The 15,963-nt window shown below is 58.8% G+C and carries 14 protein-coding genes and 1 pseudogene; 7 read left to right on the forward strand and 8 right to left on the reverse strand.

What is annotated here, in order from left to right:
* The first annotated feature begins 30 nt into the window (after window positions 1-30).
* The 3 genes from AC1MEE_RS10995 (at window position 31) to AC1MEE_RS11005 (ending at window position 3,235) form a co-directional block, all read left to right on the forward strand.
* Window positions 31-981, forward strand: a complete 951-nt coding sequence (locus AC1MEE_RS10995; RefSeq protein ID WP_480415338.1) for a phosphoglycerate dehydrogenase — start codon at window positions 31-33, stop codon at window positions 979-981.
* 42 nt (window positions 982-1,023) lie between these two features.
* Entirely contained in the window at window positions 1,024-2,343 is a 1,320-nt protein-coding gene (locus tag AC1MEE_RS11000; RefSeq protein ID WP_480415339.1) for an MFS transporter, read from the forward strand.
* 124 nt (window positions 2,344-2,467) lie between these two features.
* Window positions 2,468-3,235, forward strand: a complete 768-nt coding sequence (locus tag AC1MEE_RS11005) for a DeoR/GlpR family DNA-binding transcription regulator (protein ID WP_480415340.1) — start codon at window positions 2,468-2,470, stop codon at window positions 3,233-3,235.
* 25 nt (window positions 3,236-3,260) lie between these two features.
* On the opposite strand, the gene AC1MEE_RS11010 is transcribed toward AC1MEE_RS11005, so the two are convergent.
* Window positions 3,261-4,061 (reverse strand): sulfite exporter TauE/SafE family protein, encoded by an 801-nt coding sequence (locus AC1MEE_RS11010; protein ID WP_480415341.1) that lies wholly within the window; start codon window positions 4,059-4,061, stop codon window positions 3,261-3,263.
* 90 nt (window positions 4,062-4,151) lie between these two features.
* Window positions 4,152-5,015 carry an MBL fold metallo-hydrolase gene (locus AC1MEE_RS11015; protein WP_480415342.1) on the reverse strand — a complete coding sequence of 288 codons (864 nt, stop codon included), beginning with the start codon at window positions 5,013-5,015 and terminating at the stop codon, window positions 4,152-4,154.
* 216 nt (window positions 5,016-5,231) lie between these two features.
* Between AC1MEE_RS11015 and AC1MEE_RS11020 the strand changes: the two are divergent.
* Window positions 5,232-5,936 (forward strand): annotated as a pseudogene (locus AC1MEE_RS11020) (pirin family protein); the annotation flags it as partial.
* A 343-nt stretch (window positions 5,937-6,279) separates the two neighbouring features.
* On the opposite strand, the gene AC1MEE_RS11025 reads toward AC1MEE_RS11020, so the two are convergent.
* The 3 genes from AC1MEE_RS11025 to AC1MEE_RS11035 all read right to left on the reverse strand — a co-directional run bounded on the left by AC1MEE_RS11025 (window position 6,280) and on the right by AC1MEE_RS11035 (window position 8,745).
* Complete coding sequence (locus tag AC1MEE_RS11025) at window positions 6,280-6,483, reverse strand: co-regulatory protein PtrA N-terminal domain-containing protein (RefSeq protein WP_480415344.1); 204 nt, start codon at window positions 6,481-6,483, stop codon at window positions 6,280-6,282.
* 224 nt (window positions 6,484-6,707) lie between these two features.
* A complete protein-coding gene (locus AC1MEE_RS11030; protein WP_480415345.1) occupies window positions 6,708-8,075 on the reverse strand; it encodes a sensor histidine kinase in 1,368 nt (455 codons plus the stop codon).
* Window positions 8,053-8,745, reverse strand: coding sequence for a response regulator transcription factor (locus AC1MEE_RS11035; protein ID WP_480415346.1), 693 nt, complete (start codon window positions 8,743-8,745; stop codon window positions 8,053-8,055). The genes AC1MEE_RS11030 and AC1MEE_RS11035 overlap by 23 nt, the downstream gene beginning before the upstream one ends.
* A gap of 147 nt (window positions 8,746-8,892) precedes the next feature.
* Between AC1MEE_RS11035 and AC1MEE_RS11040 the strand changes: the two genes are divergently transcribed.
* On the forward strand, window positions 8,893-9,600 hold the full coding sequence (locus tag AC1MEE_RS11040) for a response regulator transcription factor (protein WP_480415347.1): 708 nt from the start codon (window positions 8,893-8,895) through the stop codon (window positions 9,598-9,600).
* 8 nt (window positions 9,601-9,608) lie between these two features.
* Here AC1MEE_RS11040 and ptrR read toward each other — a convergent pair whose 3' ends face one another.
* Entirely contained in the window at window positions 9,609-10,484 is an 876-nt protein-coding gene (gene ptrR / locus AC1MEE_RS11045) for a putrescine utilization regulator PtrR (protein WP_480415349.1), read from the reverse strand.
* Between the two features lie 103 nt (window positions 10,485-10,587).
* On the opposite strand from ptrR, the gene AC1MEE_RS11050 reads away from it, so the two are divergent.
* A complete protein-coding gene (locus AC1MEE_RS11050; RefSeq protein ID WP_480415350.1) occupies window positions 10,588-11,979 on the forward strand; it encodes an NAD-dependent succinate-semialdehyde dehydrogenase in 1,392 nt (463 codons plus the stop codon).
* Window positions 11,980-12,039: 60 nt separating this feature from the next.
* On the opposite strand, the gene AC1MEE_RS11055 is transcribed toward AC1MEE_RS11050, so the two are convergent.
* Window positions 12,040-12,624 carry a cupin domain-containing protein gene (locus tag AC1MEE_RS11055; protein ID WP_480416206.1) on the reverse strand — a complete coding sequence of 195 codons (585 nt, stop codon included), beginning with the start codon at window positions 12,622-12,624 and terminating at the stop codon, window positions 12,040-12,042.
* A 130-nt stretch (window positions 12,625-12,754) separates the two neighbouring features.
* Window positions 12,755-14,716, reverse strand: coding sequence for an oxidoreductase (locus AC1MEE_RS11060; RefSeq protein ID WP_480415351.1), 1,962 nt, complete (start codon window positions 14,714-14,716; stop codon window positions 12,755-12,757).
* A gap of 180 nt (window positions 14,717-14,896) precedes the next feature.
* Between AC1MEE_RS11060 and AC1MEE_RS11065 the strand changes: the two genes are divergently transcribed.
* The gene (locus AC1MEE_RS11065) at window positions 14,897-15,946 is read left to right on the forward strand and encodes an ABC transporter substrate-binding protein (protein WP_480415353.1); all 1,050 of its coding nucleotides are present in this window, start codon (window positions 14,897-14,899) and stop codon (window positions 15,944-15,946) included.
* Window positions 15,947-15,963 lie beyond the last annotated feature (17 nt).

The raw sequence follows: 15,963 nt of genomic DNA on the forward strand, positions 1-15,963 counted from the left end.
CTTCAACCATAAAAACAATATGAGGTCATCATGAAAGTCGTCTCCACCTCCCCGTCTTTCGCCAAGAATTCATCAGAACCGCTCACGCTGTTGGGCGAGCAGGCGATCGAGTGCGTCAACCTGCCGGCCGACATCAGCGAAGAAGATTTCATCGCCCAGGCCAAGGGTGCTCAGGCGGCGATCGTCGCCTTCAACACGATCAACGCCCGCGTTCTCGATGCACTGCCGGAGCTGCGCATCGTCTGTAAGCATGGGGTCGGCGTGGATAACATTGACCTGCCCGCCGCGCGCGAACGCAAGGTGTGGGTCTGCAACGTACCTGACTCCAACAAGCATGCGGTGGCGGATTACACCTTTGCCCTGCTGCTGGCCTCCGCCCGCAAGATCGCGCTGGCTGATCAACAAACGAAAGCCGGAGAATGGCCGCGCTTGTTCGGCGCCGATGTCCACGGAAAAACCCTGGGCATCATCGGGCTGGGCAATATTGGTAAAGAGGTCGCTCGGCGCGCGGCAGGATTCTCGATGCAGGTGATTGCCCATGACCCCTACCCGGACCAGGCATTCGCCGATGCCAACGGTATTCGCTTCGCTGAGTTGAATGCGCTGTTGGGCGAGGCGGATTACGTCACGTTGCATATCGGCCTGAGCGACGCCACCCGCCATCTTATCGGTGCCGAACGTCTGGCCTTGATGAAACCGGGAGCCCACCTGATCAATGCCGCGCGGGGCGGCATCATCGATGAAAACGCCTTGTTTGCTGCGCTGCAAGATGGCCGCCTGGGCGGCGCGGCGCTGGATGTCTTCGAAGAGGAACCCGCCATCCACCATCCGCTCTATGCATTGCCGAACGTGATCGTCTCACCGCATATCGCCGGCTATACGCCGGGCGCGCTGGACATCCTGAGCCTGACCTGCGCGCGCAACGTAGTCGCCGTGCTCAAGGCCAATGCACGTCCCGAATACGTGGTGAATGGCCTCTAATTCGTCAGGTCTCGCAAAAAATCCGAACCCGGAGTTGGAACCATGCAGAACAACAATAATAAAGCTTCCTCGGTACGCTGGCTCATCGCCAGCCTGATGTGGACCGCCATTGCAATCAATTACATTGACCGTGTAGTGCTTTCAGCAGCCGCCCCCATCATCAGCAAAGAATTCGCCCTGAACACTGCGGAAATGGGCCTGATCATGTCGGCGTTCTTTTGGTCCTACGCACTGCTGCAGTTGCCGGCCGGCTGGCTGGCCGACCGCTTCGGCCAGAAGATCACCCTTGGCGGCGCTGTACTCTGGTGGTCGGTAGCAACGGCAATGACCGGTCTGGCCATTGGCTTCAAATCATTGTTCGCGCTACGTATCGGTCTGGGCGTTGGCGAAGCGGCCGCCTATCCCAGTAACGCCGGGATCGCATCGCGCTGGTTTCCGGACAGAGAGCGCGCCACCGTCGCGGGCATTTTCGACAGCGGTTCGAAATTTGGTGGCGCCGTCGCCATGCCATTGATTGTCTGGCTGATCGCGCTGGTGGGCTGGAAGATGACGTTCGCCTTGAGCGGCTCCATCGGTATCGTCTGGGCACTGGTCTGGTTCGCTTTTTACAAAAACGATCCTGAACAGCATAGCGGCGTCAACGAGGCCGAACTGCTCTACATCCGCGAAGGACAGCGGCGCAAGGAAGGCACCGGCGACAAGCCGACCATGCGTTGGTACGACCTACTGCGCTACCGCAATGTGTGGGCCATGTGCCTGGGCTTTTTCTTCATCAACTACAACTCGTACTTCTTCATCACCTGGTTGCCCACCTACCTGGTGAAAGAACGCGGTATGGACCTGATCTCCATGGGCTTCGTAGCGGCGCTGCCGTTGCTGATCGCCATGCTCGTGGAAGTATTCGCCGGCTGGTTGTCCGATCGCATCTACCGCCAGGGTCGTTGGTCATTGACCCGTATTCGCAAGACCTTTCTGGTCATCGGCCTGCTGATGGCCTCATGCATCGGTTTTGCGGCATTCGCCGAATCGTCCTGGCTCGCCATCGTCCTGCTGTGCATCGCCAAGTCCGGAACCACGGTCGCGGCCACCCAGGTCTGGGCCATGCCTGGCGATATCGCGCCACGCGGCATGACCTCGATGCTTGCCGGCCTGCAAAATACCGTTTCCAATATGGGAGGCGTCGTCGGCCCGATCATCACCGGGTTCATCGTTGCCGCCACCGACTCATTCGTTCCGGCCCTGCTGTTTTCTGCCGGTTTGATTGTGGTCGCCATTCTCAATTATCTGTTCTTGTTGGGCGAAGTCGAACCGATCAAGGAACAACCCGATAGCCCGATCGCTCAACCTGCCCTGAACCGTTGACCGGAAAAACCCTCGGACACCCACGGGGTGTCTGAGCGTTTCGCCAGGTAACTTTCCCGGGCGACCTTTTACTGCCTCGTTGAAAACCGTATAAAGGCGGTCGGGCCAGATCTCCAGGAAATCTATGAAAGTTGCCACGCGCCGCCAAGCCATTCTGAATCTCGTGCTGTCAGGCACCGCGAACGTCGATGAATTGTGTATCCATTTCGGCGTATCCGAGGCCACGATGCGCCGAGACTTGACCGCTTTGGCGGAAGACGGCCTCATCCTGCGTACCTATGGCGGTGCCGCCCATGTCGGCCTGCGTGAGCCGGAGACCTCCGTCGAGGAACGACGCTATCAACACAGCCAGGAAAAGCTCGCCATCGCCCGCGCAGCGCTGGCACACGTGCGAGACAACGACACACTGTTGCTCGATGGCGGCACCACAACCTGCGCCTTGGCGCAGCTATTGGTAGAGAGGCGCGGGTTGCATGTCATCACCAACAACATCCTGGCGTTGCCAGCCTTGGCTCGGCTCCCGGATGCAAAGATCACATTGCTCGGCGGGGAACTGCGCGCTTCCAGTATGTCTACCTTCGGCGCGGCTGCGCAGGCGGCATTGGAGCATTTAAGTGCCGACAAGATTTTTCTTAGCGCCGATGGCGTGGTTGCCGAGTTGGGGCTCTGCGAAGCCAGTACCGAGCAGGCTTACCTCAAAGAAAACATGATCGGGCGAGCAGCACAGACGTTCGTCCTGGCTGACGCCACAAAATTAGGGCGCGCCCTCCAGCAGCATTGGTCTCCCCTCAAGGGGCCATGGACGCTGATTACCGATTCAGTGGCAGATGAATCGCTACTGGCCCCTTTCCGGGCACGCAAAATGATCACCATTGAAATAGCCCGCAGCTGAAAGCTGACGGCCGTCAGCACCTGGCTTAAAAAATCGCGTGGGCCTCTAATCCTAGCGCCACAACGATCAACACGGCTGCGAAACCGCGCTGTACATTTTTTTCCGAGAGATGGGACGCCAGGCTTCGCCCAATGACCATACCTGTGACGGTGGCCAATGCAAAAAAAGCCGTGGCCCTGGCAGGCATCACTGCGCCATGGATAAGCGCAACCATGATCCCCCCCGCGCCGACTAACGCAATGACCATCAATGAGGTGGCAACCACTCCGTGCATTGAGACATTGGTAAACCGACGAAGCATGGGCACTATGACAAACCCTCCGCCGACCCCTAACAGCCCGGTCATAAAACCGGTAAATGCACCTATGCAACCCAGTATAAAGCCGGTGCCCCACGACCAATCAAAACGCCCGGTTTCAGGATCGATTCGCCCTAATTTGCCCATCGATGACTCGAGGCTCATGGAGACTGATTGATGCTTCTGCATTAGCAGGCGGCCAGCCACAATCAGCATCACACCGCCGAAAATCCCCATTAACCAACGCTGGGGAAGTGCCTGCGCAACGCTGAGCCCCAAAGAGGTAAATGGCACACCCACCAGAGCCATGAAAATCGCGGCTCGATAGCGCACCAGTCTTTTACGAAAGCCCTCCAGCGCGCCGATCAGAGCGCTGCCTGCTACAGCAATCAATGCAACGGGTGCAGCCTGTTGCATGGTCCACCCCATGCCTGCGACCAGCGCTGGCACAGCGAGTATGCCGCCACCGGCGCCTGTCAGGCCAAGCACGGCACCGACAAATATGCCGAGGATGAACGAGAGTGCCATAACCGGGTTTCCAGGTCAGATTGAGGTTTTGTGCCCACGCGGGTGGGTGTCAGCTGCTATGGTCGCTTGAGCGAGCCCTTGGTGTCGCCCTCAGAGCACATTTAGGGGGATTTTCAGATAATGGCCCCCGTTGTCTTCGGCTGGCGGCATCTGTCCCGCGCGCATATTCACCTGCACCGACGGCAGCATCAGGGCCGGCATGCTGAGGGTCGCATCACGAGCGTTGCGCATCTGCACGAAGTCGTCCTCACTGACGCCCTCGTCCAGATGCACGTTGTGTGCGCGCTCTTCGGCCACGGTGGTCTCGTAGCAGAATTCGTTACGGCCCGGGGCCTTGTAGTCGTGGCACATGAACAGGCGGGTGTCGCCCGGCAGCAGGAACAATTTACGGATCGAGCGGTAGAGCATCCGCGCATCGCCTCCGGGGAAATCACAGCGAGCAGTGCCATAGTCCGGCATGAACAAGGTGTCACCAACGAAGGCGGCATCGCCGATCAGGTAGGTCATGCACGCCGGGGTATGACCGGGCGTGTGGGTGGCCAGGGCCGTGAGGCTGCCGATTTGAAAACTGTCGCCATCCTTGAGCAAGCGATCGAACTGACGGCCGTCGGTGGTGAACTCGCTACCGGCGTTAAACAGTTTGCCGAACGTATTCTGTACCACAGTGATCAGCTCGCCGATGGCCAGTTGGCCACCCAACTCGCGCTTGAGGTAGGACGCAGCGGACAGGTGATCGGCATGCACATGGGTTTCCAGCAGCCAGTCGACCGTCAGACCATGGATACGTACATAGGCGATCAGCCGGTCTGCGTTTTTGCACGATGTACGGCCGGCGGCAGGATCGTAATCAAGCACCGAGTCGATGATGGCGCAGCGCTGGGTGGAAGGGTCGGTGACTACGTAACTGTAGGTAAAGGTGGCTGGATCAAAAAAAGCTTCAACGTGCGGTCGCATGATGGCCTCCCAATCAATGTGCGCGCCGGGAAATGCAACACACGCCATGGTCACTGTACAACCCAGAGCATAGCGGATGCCGATACCAACCAGCAGTCCGGCCCAACATGCTTATCTATCGAATTATCAGTTTTATCTGTCCAACTATTTGGACTTTCACAATCGACACGACTGGCCAATCATGCCGTACCTACGAAAACGTCCAATGAGCACCCTATGCTTGAAATCCGTAAAGCCGGTGAGCGAGGCACCACCAGCCTTGGCTGGCTGAAGTCACGCCACAGCTTTTCTTTCGACACGTATCAGGATCCGGATGAAAGAGCCTTTTCCGACCTGCAAGTCATCAATGAAGACCGCATTGCGGGAGGTCGCGGCTTCGGTCAGCACAACCACCGTGATATGGAAATTCTGACCTATGTGATGCAGGGGGCGCTGGCGCATAAGGACACGCTGGGAAATGGCTCGGTAATGCAGCCAGGCGATGTGCAATTGATGAGCGCGGGCACCGGCATCGCCCACAGTGAGTTCAATCACTCCCCTGCCCAGCCGGTACATTTGCTGCAAGTCTGGATCAATCCAAAACTCACCCGTAGCAGGCCGCGTTACCAGCAGAAGCGTTTCACCCAGGTGCAGAAGCGTGGCCGGCTACAATTGATCGCGTCACCGAACGGACAAGAGGGTTCGCTGCAGATCCAACAGGATGCGCGGATTTACTCGGGGCTCTTTCAGGGGCCGGAAAGTGCCACGCTAACGCTGACCGGTAACCGCCATGTCTATGTGCATGTGGCGCGTGGCAAGGTCAGCGTCAACGGCATGCGCCTGAACGAAGGTGACGGCCTGAAGGTGCGAGCCGAGAAGGTATTGAACATTGCCAATGGGGTCGATGCGGAACTGCTGGTATTCGAACTTCGCCCTCGTGAGAAAGCAGCGTCTGCGAGCCCGCGCGTGGTCTGTAAATCCGCAAACCGTTGCGCGCCCGGACAATTGAAAAGGAACCGCAAGTAGCGGCCTGCCCGCTTTCATAAGCCTTCAGTATCAACCAGCGGGCTTGCTGTCGCCGATATAGCCCGGCACTCCGAGTACCCCGAAGCCCGAGCCTGAGGCGGCCTATCACCGCCTGTAGTTCTGCGAGTCGAACTGCCACACGGCAAGTCACTGACTCGGTTCAAGCATTGTCTATGCAGTGGTCCGGCTGTATCCCATGACACGCTAAGCGCATGGCGAACAGTCCGGCTGCCAGGTTGACGTGGTAGGTGACGCACTATCAGTTCGAGCGTTGGACATCGTTAGAGGACGCTTTCTGAGCACTCGCTACGGCCGTTGCATGTTCAGACTGCTGATGATGCGCCATTGCCGCGTCTCGTGACGCTACCATCCTGGCCATGACACGATCGCCGCCGCCTTCAGCCATCGCAGCCACAGAAGCGCCCATCAGGGCGACAATCAAAAGTGCTTTAAGGGTTTTCATCGGGACTCTCCACTCATCGGGTTGTACCAGCTCGGTGTTTGCTGGCTTGAGTCCATAGTAGGGGGGGCGGCATTTCAGCCCGTTCCCCTCTAGATGAATTATTTGACAGGAACGTTTCGAATTGAGTCAGGGGCCGGTAAGTGTCGGAGGCAGACGTGAGGAGCGTCTTCTTATATTACGAAATAATGAGGGCGAGAGTGGTATTGCGAGGACTCTGTAAACGCTCAGGCTGATTGCGCTTTGCCAATCAGGTCGACCCGGCAGCCGGGGTGCGCGTCATGCACCATCAAGCTCATGTCATGCAGGCGGGCCACCGCCGACACCATGCTTAATCCGAGTCCGTTGCCCGCCGTGTGGCGGCTGGACTCGGAACGATACAAGCGCCGGAATACTGCCTCACGCTCTGCCTCCGGGATACCCGGGCCGTTGTCGCTGACACTCAGCCCGCTGCGGGTCTCCTCAGCAATCACCTCGACCCGGACGCATCCGTTATCGGGCGAGAACTTGATGGCGTTGTCGAGCAGGTTGCAGGCCGCATCGAACAGCAACTGGGCGTCTCCGGACAAATTCGCCGGTTTGGCACTGGGAATAAACTCAAGGGTCATGCCGCGCTCTTCGGCCAGGGGCTCGAAAAGCTCAGTGGCGTCAGCGCCGATTCTATTGAGATCGACCAAGGTAAAGTTACTGCGGCGTGCACTGCCTTCGATTTCCGAAATACGCAGCAGTGCGCGGAAGGTTTGCATCAATCCCTTGGCGTCCTCGATCGCAGCGTCAATGGCGTCGGCATACTCGCCCTCGCCCAGGTTGCGTCGTTGCGCACGCTCTAGCCCGGCAATCAGGCGAGTGAGCGGTGTGCGCAAATCATGGGCAATATCATCGCAGACGCCTTTGACTTCGTTCATCAGGCGCTCAAGGGCATCAAGCATGCCGTTTACCACACTGGCAATACGGTCGATGTCGTCGCGGTTGCCAAGCGTGGGCAGACGCCGGCTGAGATCGCCTTCGACGATCTGCTTTATGGAACGGCTGAGCGTATCCAGACGTCGCCGGGCAGAATAACCCAGCGCGATTGCACCTATAAGGCCTACCACAATCAATAGCGCGCCCCCGGAGATCAGGGCATGGACCAACAATTCGTCGAACTCGCGAATATCGTGGATGTCTTGGCCGACCAACAAGGTTGTGCCGTCGTCCAGGCGATGAACAATAAAGCGTACAGGTCGGTCACGGCCTTTGGATTTATCCCAGATAAACTCAGTGGGCTTGTCGTAGTCACTGAATGGCGGTAACGACTGCAGCGCTCCGGTGATGACCTTGCCTTGGACATCGATCAGCGTGTGCGGGAGCCGACCGTCCGGGTCCAGTTCGGTATGCTGGCGGATTTCTTTCTGACGCAAGACAGGCGTCTGCTGGCTTCGGCTGTCCACCACGCGATACAGGCCTGCATCCACCTCGGCGATGAGGTAGCCCGTCGTCTGCCAATAAATGTAACCGAACAAGGCGAGGAACGAGCAACCGAACAACGCCAGAAACATCAGTGCGGTGCGAAAGCTGATCGTGCGCGGGATTTCACTCAGGTGAACGGAGAACATAACCGGACCCGCGAATGGTATGGAGCATGGAAGCTTCGCCCTCGCCATCGATTTTGCGGCGCAGGCGTCCGATGTGCACTTCGATGACGTTCGTGCGTTCGTCGTAGCTATAGTTCCACACCGCTTCGAACAGCATGGTGCGGGTCACGACCTGGCCGGCGTGTTGCGCCAGGTATTCAAGCAGTGCGTATTCACGAGGTAACAGGTCGATCTGCCGCTCCCCCCGACGTACTGAGCGGCGCAGCAGATCGAGGTCAAGATTGCCGACTCGCAGGCGATTCTCGCGCTCTTGCCCCGGTTGTGCGACCCGCCGCCGACTCAGCGCATCCAAGCGCGCGGTCAGCTCGATGAATTCGAAGGGTTTGGTCAGGTAGTCGTCGCCCCCGGCGCGCAGGCCCCGCACGCGCTCATCCAGTGCGCTGAGGGCACTCAGGATCAGCACTGGCGTGGCGATGCCCGAGGCGCGTAAAGCGGTGAGCATGCCCAATCCATCCAGAGCACCGGGAAGCATGCGGTCGAGAACGATAACGTCGAAAGTGTCGCTGATCGCTTGCAGCAAACCATCGCGACCGTTATCGACGCAGGTCACGTCGAAGCCATGATCCTGAAGGGCGGCTTCGATCTCGCGAGCGGTGACACGGTCATCCTCGACGACCAGTACATGGGTCATAGGCGTTATGAAGAGCTCTGTTGGAGGGTGTTCGGGTCGCGGCGCTGTGCCTCGACCCAGTTGATGGCATAGTGTGCCAAACCCGGGTAAACGCAAAGGTCGCGGTAACATGAAAGAAAGTTTAGTTTCGCCATCGCGGAGGCTCGTGTGCGCATTCTGGTGATCGAAGACGACGCTCGCGCGGCGGCTTATCTGGTGCGTGGGCTGAGTGAGAGCGGGCACATCGTCGACGCGGCAGAAGATGGCCCAGGCGGGCTGGCGTTGGCGCTGGAAGGCATCTACGACGCATTGATCGTCGACCGGCGACTGCCGGGCATGGACGGTCTGGCATTGGTTCGGGAGCTGCGTCGCCAGCACGTGTCGATGCCGATACTGATGCTCAGTGCGCTGGCCTCGACCCAACAGCGGGTAGAAGGCTTGCAGGCAGGTTGCGACGATTACCTGGGAAAACCCTACGCCTTTATTGAAGTCCTGGCCCGCCTGGAGGCCTTGCTGCGCACCCGCGACCAAGAGCCTGGGGCTTCCCGCAGCCTGCGGGTCGGCGACCTGCACCTGGACTGTACCGGACGCCGGGCGACGCGTCAGGGACGAACCATTGCCTTGGCCTTTCGTGAAACCTTGATCCTGGAAAAACTCATGATTCACTACGGCGAGGTCGTCACCCGCACCATGTTGCTGGAGAGCGCATGGGACTATGACTTCGATCCCAACGACAACGTGATCGATAAACACATCTATCGCTTGCGACGCAAACTGGATGAAGGATTCAGCTCATCCCTGATTCATACCGTTCTGGGTGTTGGCTATCGGCTTGCCGATGACGACGATACACCGGGCGATACGTCGGTTGAATAGCGGCCAGGTCAATGTTCCGCTGGTGGAATCCCGGCATCGAGCATCTCCAGCATCGCCCTGACGTTGGAAGAGCACATGCGCTTGCGCCACACCAGCCAGGTCTGAGCCTGGCGAAAGCTGTCGCTAAGCGGATAAGCATCGACACTCCGGCTGCCAGGCATGCTTTCCAACATGCTTCGGGGAATCAACGCCAATCCAGCGCCTGCGGTTACGCACGCAAGCATGCCGTGATAGGACTCCATCTCGGAGATCTTTCCTGGAGCGGCACCATCTGCGGCGAACCAGTTTTCGAAATGTCTGCGATAAGAACAGTTGGAGCGGAACGCGTAAATCGGTTCCCCCGCGACGTCCTGGGCTCGGGTAATGGGTGCGTGACTTTTGGGCGCTATGACCAGCATCTCTTCGTCATACAGCGGCACCCCCTCAAGTAGCGGATGACCTGAAGGGCCGTCGATAAAACCGGCACTCACCTTACCGGAGAGCAACGCGTCGAGAATGTCGCCAGAGGGTCCCGTGGTGAGGGCCAGTTCGACTTTCGGATAACGTTGGTGAAAGGCAGCAAGCAGTGGAGGAATACGGACGGCGGCGGTGCTCTCCAGAGAGCCCAAGGCAAAGACACCTTGCGGCTCGCTGCTCGCAACGGCTTGCCGTGCCTCTTCTGCCAGGTCAAGAATTCGACGGCTGTATTCAAGAAATGTCCATCCGGTTGCAGACAGTCGCAAGCGCAGCTTTTCACGGATAAACAGATCTACGCCCAGATCCGCCTCCAATTGCTTGAGGCGGGTGGTCAGGTTGGAGGGTACTCGATGCAGGCGTTTGGCCGCTGCAGTGATGCTGCCCTCCTCAACGATGGCGTTGAAAATTTCCAATTGAGTAAAGTTCATACCCTCTCATTTCAAAAATGATTTATTCACTATTATTCATTTTTTCTAACAGATGTGAAGCGTTATGGTGAGCCCATCTACTCAGTGGTCATCAAGGAAAATCATGAATCAATCGACTTCCACTCCGGGTGCCCTTTCGCGTAATCCGCACACCGGTCAGACCTTCAAGCATTACCCCTTTGAAACGGCCAAACAATTGGAGCAGTCGCTAAAAGACACTGACTCAGGCTTCAAGGCATGGCGCGCCACCTCCATCGCTGATCGCGCCGCCTTGCTGCGGCGTATGGCCGAGGCACTGCGTGCAAGCAGCGAGGCCATGGCCCGCATGATCGCCCAGGAAATGGGCAAGCCGGTCGTTCAAGGCCGAGCCGAAATCGAGAAGTGCGCGGCGCTGTGCGAGTGGTATGCCGACCACGGTCCGGCGTTGCTGGCCCCGGAAAAAACCACGGTCGAAGACGATAAGGCTTATGTCTCCTACTTGCCGCTGGGGCCGATACTGGCGGTGATGCCGTGGAACTTCCCGATGTGGCAAGTGATGCGCGGCGCGGTTCCGATCCTCTTGGCCGGGAACACCTATGTCCTCAAACATGCACCCAACATCATGGGCTGCGCGTACCTGTTGCTGGACGCATGGCGAACGGCAGGCTTGCCTAAAGGCGCATTCCAGGTCATCAACGTCGACAATGCGTTGGCCGCCAAAGCTATCGCCGACCCGCGCATTGCCGCCGTTGCGGTCACCGGCAGCGTGGGTGCGGGCAGCGCTATCGCCGCCCAGGCCGGCGCTGCGTTGAAGAAATGCGTGCTGGAGTTGGGCGGTTCGGACGCCTTCATCGTCCTGGCTGATGCGGATATCGATGGCGCGGTGAAAGCGGCCACGGTTGGACGCTTCCAGAATGCTGGACAGATCTGCGTCGCTGCCAAGCGAATCATTCTCGAGGCCTCGATTGCCGACCAATTCACTCAAAAATTCGTCGCTGCCGTGAGCGCACTGAAAGTGGGTGATCCGCTGGCCGAAGACACTTACATCGGCCCCATGGCGCGCTTTGACCTGCGTGACGAAGTGGATGGACAGGTGCAGTCAACCATTGCCCAAGGTGCACGGGTCTTGTTGGGTGGGCATAAACTGGAAGGCGACGGCAACTTCTACGCCCCGACAATCCTGGCTGACGTCAAACCAGGCATGACGTCCTTCACCCAGGAAGTATTTGGCCCGGTCGCTTCGCTGATCGTTGCGCGCAATGCACAGCACGCCCTCGAATTGGCTAACGACAGCGAATTTGGATTGGCCGGAAGCATCTGGAGCGCTGACGTCGAAGGCGCCAAGCGTATGGCCTCGCAGATCAATACCGGCGGCGTATTCATCAATGGCTACACCGCATCTGATCCACGGGTGCCTATCGGTGGGGTGAAGAAAAGCGGGTTCGGCCGCGAGCTGTCACATTTCGGCTTGCGTGAGTTCATGAACGCGCAAACCGTCTGGCTTGATCGTCATTGATCCATGACCCGGAGCGCGGATCGCCGCGCTCCGGGTCGATTGACTGATAGATCGTTCATCTCAAAACGTCGGCGGCGTAATCACCCATAACACCAGCGCATCGACGTCTCCCGGGTTGCCGTAACGATGCGGTTCCTGGCTGGAAAAGCTGAAGCTGTCGCCTTCCTTGAGCTGAAAATGCCGCTCACCCACCCACAGTTCGAAAATCCCTGACAGCAGGTAACCGGCCTCCTCGCCTTCATGGCTGTAGCTCTGCTGGCTGTAAGTACCGGGCGGAAAGCGTGAGTGAAGAATTTCCAGTTGGCGATTGGGTTGCGGCGTGAGCAGTTCATCGACGATGCCGTCTTCGTAATAAACGCTGAGCCGACTGTTTTTGCGTACCACGTAGCCGCTGTCTTGCGGGTCGGTGATGGTTTCGCTGGCGAAAAACCATTGGATGGTCACGCCCAGACTGCGGGCGATATTGAACAGCGCCGGAATCGACGGATAGGCGAGGTTTCGCTCCAGCTGGCTGATATAGCCGGCGGTCAGGCTGCTGGCTTCGGCAAGGGTGGTCAGGGTCATGCCCTTGCGTTTGCGCAATCCGCGAATCCGCGAGCCGAGAAAATGCGTTTCCGCCGATGGGCTCGTGCCGCTGTCGGGCATTTCGGCGCCGACAGTGGATGGGCCAGTGGGTGGGTTATTGCTCAGGCTCATGGCAGCTCCGGTCCTCAAAGTGTCGCCATTGTAGAGCAGTCAGCCTGAAGCGCGAGCCTCACTCAGGGAGAGGCATCGGCTAAATACCCCAGGCGACTTTCATCCCTTCGAAAATCGCTTCCTCGGCGGTGCGCGGTGCCAGGCAATCGCCAATTCGGTGAAATTCTACGAGCCCTTGCAGTTCCGCGCCCAGGGTATCTACCGATTGATGACCCTGGCACAGCACCAGGGTGTCGATGTTTTCGAACAGGATCGGCTCGCCGCTGGCCGTGTGCTGCATATACACCGCGCTGTCATCGCAGCCGTACAAGCGCGCATAAGGTGTGATCGGGATGCTCAGCCGGTGCAGTTCGCCGGCCAACTGGTCGCGCACATACAGCGGCAGATTTTCCCCACAGTGAGTGCCGTTGACCGCCAGTTGTACCCGATGCCCGGCGCGTACCAGACGCTCGGCAATACCGGGGCCGATCCAGTCGCAACGCCAGTCGGCCACCAGCACCGAACTGCCCAATTTGACCTCATTGCGTAGCACCTGCCAGGCATCCACCACCTGTAACTCACCGCCGCGCTCGAAGTCCGGCCAATAAGGCTCGGCCCCTGTAGCGATGATCACCAGATCGGGTTGTTCACGCTCAACCAGCGCTCTGTCGACACGGGTATTGCGCACCACTTTGACCCCGGCCAATTGCATTTCCCGTTGCAGGTTGGTGCTGGCGCCACCGAACTCGCTGCGCCGGGGCAGCAGTTGCGCCAGCAGCACCTGCCCGCCCAATTGCGCATTGGCCTCGTACAGCGTGACTTCGTGCCCTCGCTCGGCAGCAACGGCTGCCGCTTTCATCCCGGCCGGCCCTCCCCCAGCAATCATCACCCGCTTGCGGCGCTTCGTCAGTTGCACGTGGCCATACTGCAACTCACGGCCAGTTTCCGGGTGCTGAATGCAGGAGATGGGCAAGCCTTTGTGGAAGTGACCGATGCACGCCTGATTGCAGGCGATGCACGCACGCACGTCATCGCTGCGACCGGCCTGGGCCTTGTTCGGCATTTGCGGGTCGCAGATCAAGGCGCGGGTCATGCCGCAGACATCGGCCTGACCACGGGCAATGATCTGCTCGGCTTCCTGTGGCTGGTTGATGCGCCCGGTGACGAACAGCGGAATCGCCAGCCGCGCCTTGAACACGCCCGCCTCCTTGGCCAGGTAAGCCGCCTCAATGGCCATGGGCGGCACGATATGGATGGCACCGCCGAGGGACGCCGACGTACCGGCCACCACATGCACGTAGTCCAACTCGCTCTGCAACGCTTGCACGGCCGCCAGTGATTCGTCTTCTGTCAGCCCCTGAGGGTCACGTTCATCGGCGCTGATGCGCAGGCCGATGATGAAATGCTCATCGGTATTGGCACGCACTGCGTCGATCACTTCACGCACAAAGCGCAGGCGCTGTTGCAAGTCGCCGTTGTAATGGTCACTGCGTTGATTAAGCCGTTGATTGAGAAATTGCGCCGGCAGATAACCATGGCTGGCGACCACTTCCACCCCGTCCAGACCTGCTTGATAAAGGCGCCGCGCCGCCGCGCCGTAACCGGCAACAATCTCGTCGATCATCGATTGGTCGAGCGCCCGGGGCATCACCCGAAAACGCTCGTTGGGCACCGCCGACGCCGAATAAGCCACGGCCAGAAGCCCATCGCTGGACTCCATGATTTCTCGCCCCGGATGAAAAATCTGCGACAGCACGACGGTGCCATGGGCATGGCAACTGTCAGCCAATTGCCGATAGCCCTCGATACAGACATCGTCGGTCGCCATCAGCACATGGGAGGTGTAGCGCGCACTGTCATGCACCCCCGCCACTTGCAGGATGATCAGACCAACACCCCCTTCAGCCCGAGCCCGGTGATAGGCAATCAACTGTTCGTTGACCAGGTTGTCGGTCGGCATCGACGTGTCGTGACCACTGGACAGAATGCGGTTCTTGAGCCGTTTGCCGCGAATCACCAACGGTTCGAAAAGGTGCTTGAAAGCCTGGTTCGGGGTCGACATGGCGGCGGTACTCGATGCTGTTGTTTTTGGAGAGTCACGGACAGAACGGCGACAATGGATAGCGCTATAGAAATTTACCCACAGTAAAAAATCAACTTGTTTTTTTACTTGTAGCTGGGTAATTTCAATTCGCGCCCATCGCCAGGGCGCACTCCACAAAAACAACAAAGGAGAATCGACATGCGAATGCACGGCACTAAAAACGGTTTTTATCCATTGCTGCTGGCCGCGACACTGGTCGTTGGCAGCGTCCAGGCGGCAGACAAAATGGTGGTGGTCGGCTATGGCGGCACCGGACAGAAAGCCCAGGATGTGGCGTTTTTTCAACCCTTCAGCGCGGCCGACGGTACACCGCTGATCCAGACCGAATACAACGGCGAAATGGCCCGGATCAAGGTGATGGTGGACACCGGTCACGTTGATTGGGACGTGGTACAGATCGAAGGCCCGGATCTGGCACGCGGTTGCGACGAAGGCATGTACGAACACCTGAACTGGAAAGCCATCGGCCACGCCGATCAGTTGATCCCCGATGCAGCGCAAGACTGCGGCTCGGCGGCATTGGTGTGGAGCGTGGCGATTGCCTACGACACCCATAAGCTGGCTAAAGCGCCCACGTCCTGGGCCGATTTCTGGGACGTGAAGACGTTTCCCGGCAAGCGTGGCTTGCGTAAACGCGCCGTCTACAACCTGGAGTTCGCCCTGTTGGCCGACGGGGTAAAGGTCGAAGACGTCTATACCGTGCTGGCGACACCGGAAGGCGTTGACCGGGCGTTCGCCAAACTCACCGAGCTAAAACCTTACATCCAGTGGTGGGAAGCCGGTGCGCAACCGGCGCAGTGGCTGATGGCCGGCGACGTGGTGATGACGTCCACCTACAGCGGCCGTATCGCCGATGCCGCCCGACAAGGCCAGCCTTTTGCCGTGGTCTGGCCGGGTAGCCTGTACGGGATGGATTACTGGGCGATCATCAAGGGCTCTCAACATGTGGATCAGGCCAAACGCTTCATCGCCTTCGCCAACCAACCCGATGCTCAGGTCAACTACGTCGAACAGATCCCCTATGGTCCGACCAATAAGCTGGCTGCCCAGCGACTCGACCCGAAACTGGCGAAATGGGTGCCTACTGCGCCACAAAACATGAGTGCAGCGTTAGCGATGAATGTGGGGTTTTGGGTGGACCACGGTGAAGAGCTCGAAGAGCGCTTCAATGCCTGGGCGGCAAAATAACCCTGCGACTGTCAAGG

The sequence above is a fragment of the Pseudomonas sp. ASL3 genome (genome assembly GCF_056680425.1).

Excerpts from the sequence above, each read along its gene's own strand:
- AC1MEE_RS10995 (WP_480415338.1), top strand. The coding sequence starts at position 31 with ATGAAAGTCGTCTCCACCTCCCCGTCTTTCGCCAAGAATTCATCAGAA.
- AC1MEE_RS11000 (WP_480415339.1), top strand. The coding sequence starts at position 1,024 with ATGCAGAACAACAATAATAAAGCTTCCTCGGTACGCTGGCTCATCGCC.
- AC1MEE_RS11005 (WP_480415340.1), top strand. The coding sequence starts at position 2,468 with ATGAAAGTTGCCACGCGCCGCCAAGCCATTCTGAATCTCGTGCTGTCA.
- AC1MEE_RS11010 (WP_480415341.1), bottom strand. The coding sequence starts at position 4,061 with ATGGCACTCTCGTTCATCCTCGGCATATTTGTCGGTGCCGTGCTTGGC.
- AC1MEE_RS11015 (WP_480415342.1), bottom strand. The coding sequence starts at position 5,015 with ATGCGACCGCACGTTGAAGCTTTTTTTGATCCAGCCACCTTTACCTAC.
- AC1MEE_RS11025 (WP_480415344.1), bottom strand. The coding sequence starts at position 6,483 with ATGAAAACCCTTAAAGCACTTTTGATTGTCGCCCTGATGGGCGCTTCT.
- AC1MEE_RS11030 (WP_480415345.1), bottom strand. The coding sequence starts at position 8,075 with ATGTTCTCCGTTCACCTGAGTGAAATCCCGCGCACGATCAGCTTTCGC.
- AC1MEE_RS11035 (WP_480415346.1), bottom strand. The coding sequence starts at position 8,745 with ATGACCCATGTACTGGTCGTCGAGGATGACCGTGTCACCGCTCGCGAG.
- ptrR (WP_480415349.1), bottom strand. The coding sequence starts at position 10,484 with ATGAACTTTACTCAATTGGAAATTTTCAACGCCATCGTTGAGGAGGGC.
- AC1MEE_RS11050 (WP_480415350.1), top strand. The coding sequence starts at position 10,588 with ATGAATCAATCGACTTCCACTCCGGGTGCCCTTTCGCGTAATCCGCAC.
- AC1MEE_RS11055 (WP_480416206.1), bottom strand. The coding sequence starts at position 12,624 with ATGCCCGACAGCGGCACGAGCCCATCGGCGGAAACGCATTTTCTCGGC.
- AC1MEE_RS11060 (WP_480415351.1), bottom strand. The coding sequence starts at position 14,716 with ATGTCGACCCCGAACCAGGCTTTCAAGCACCTTTTCGAACCGTTGGTG.
- AC1MEE_RS11065 (WP_480415353.1), top strand. The coding sequence starts at position 14,897 with ATGCGAATGCACGGCACTAAAAACGGTTTTTATCCATTGCTGCTGGCC.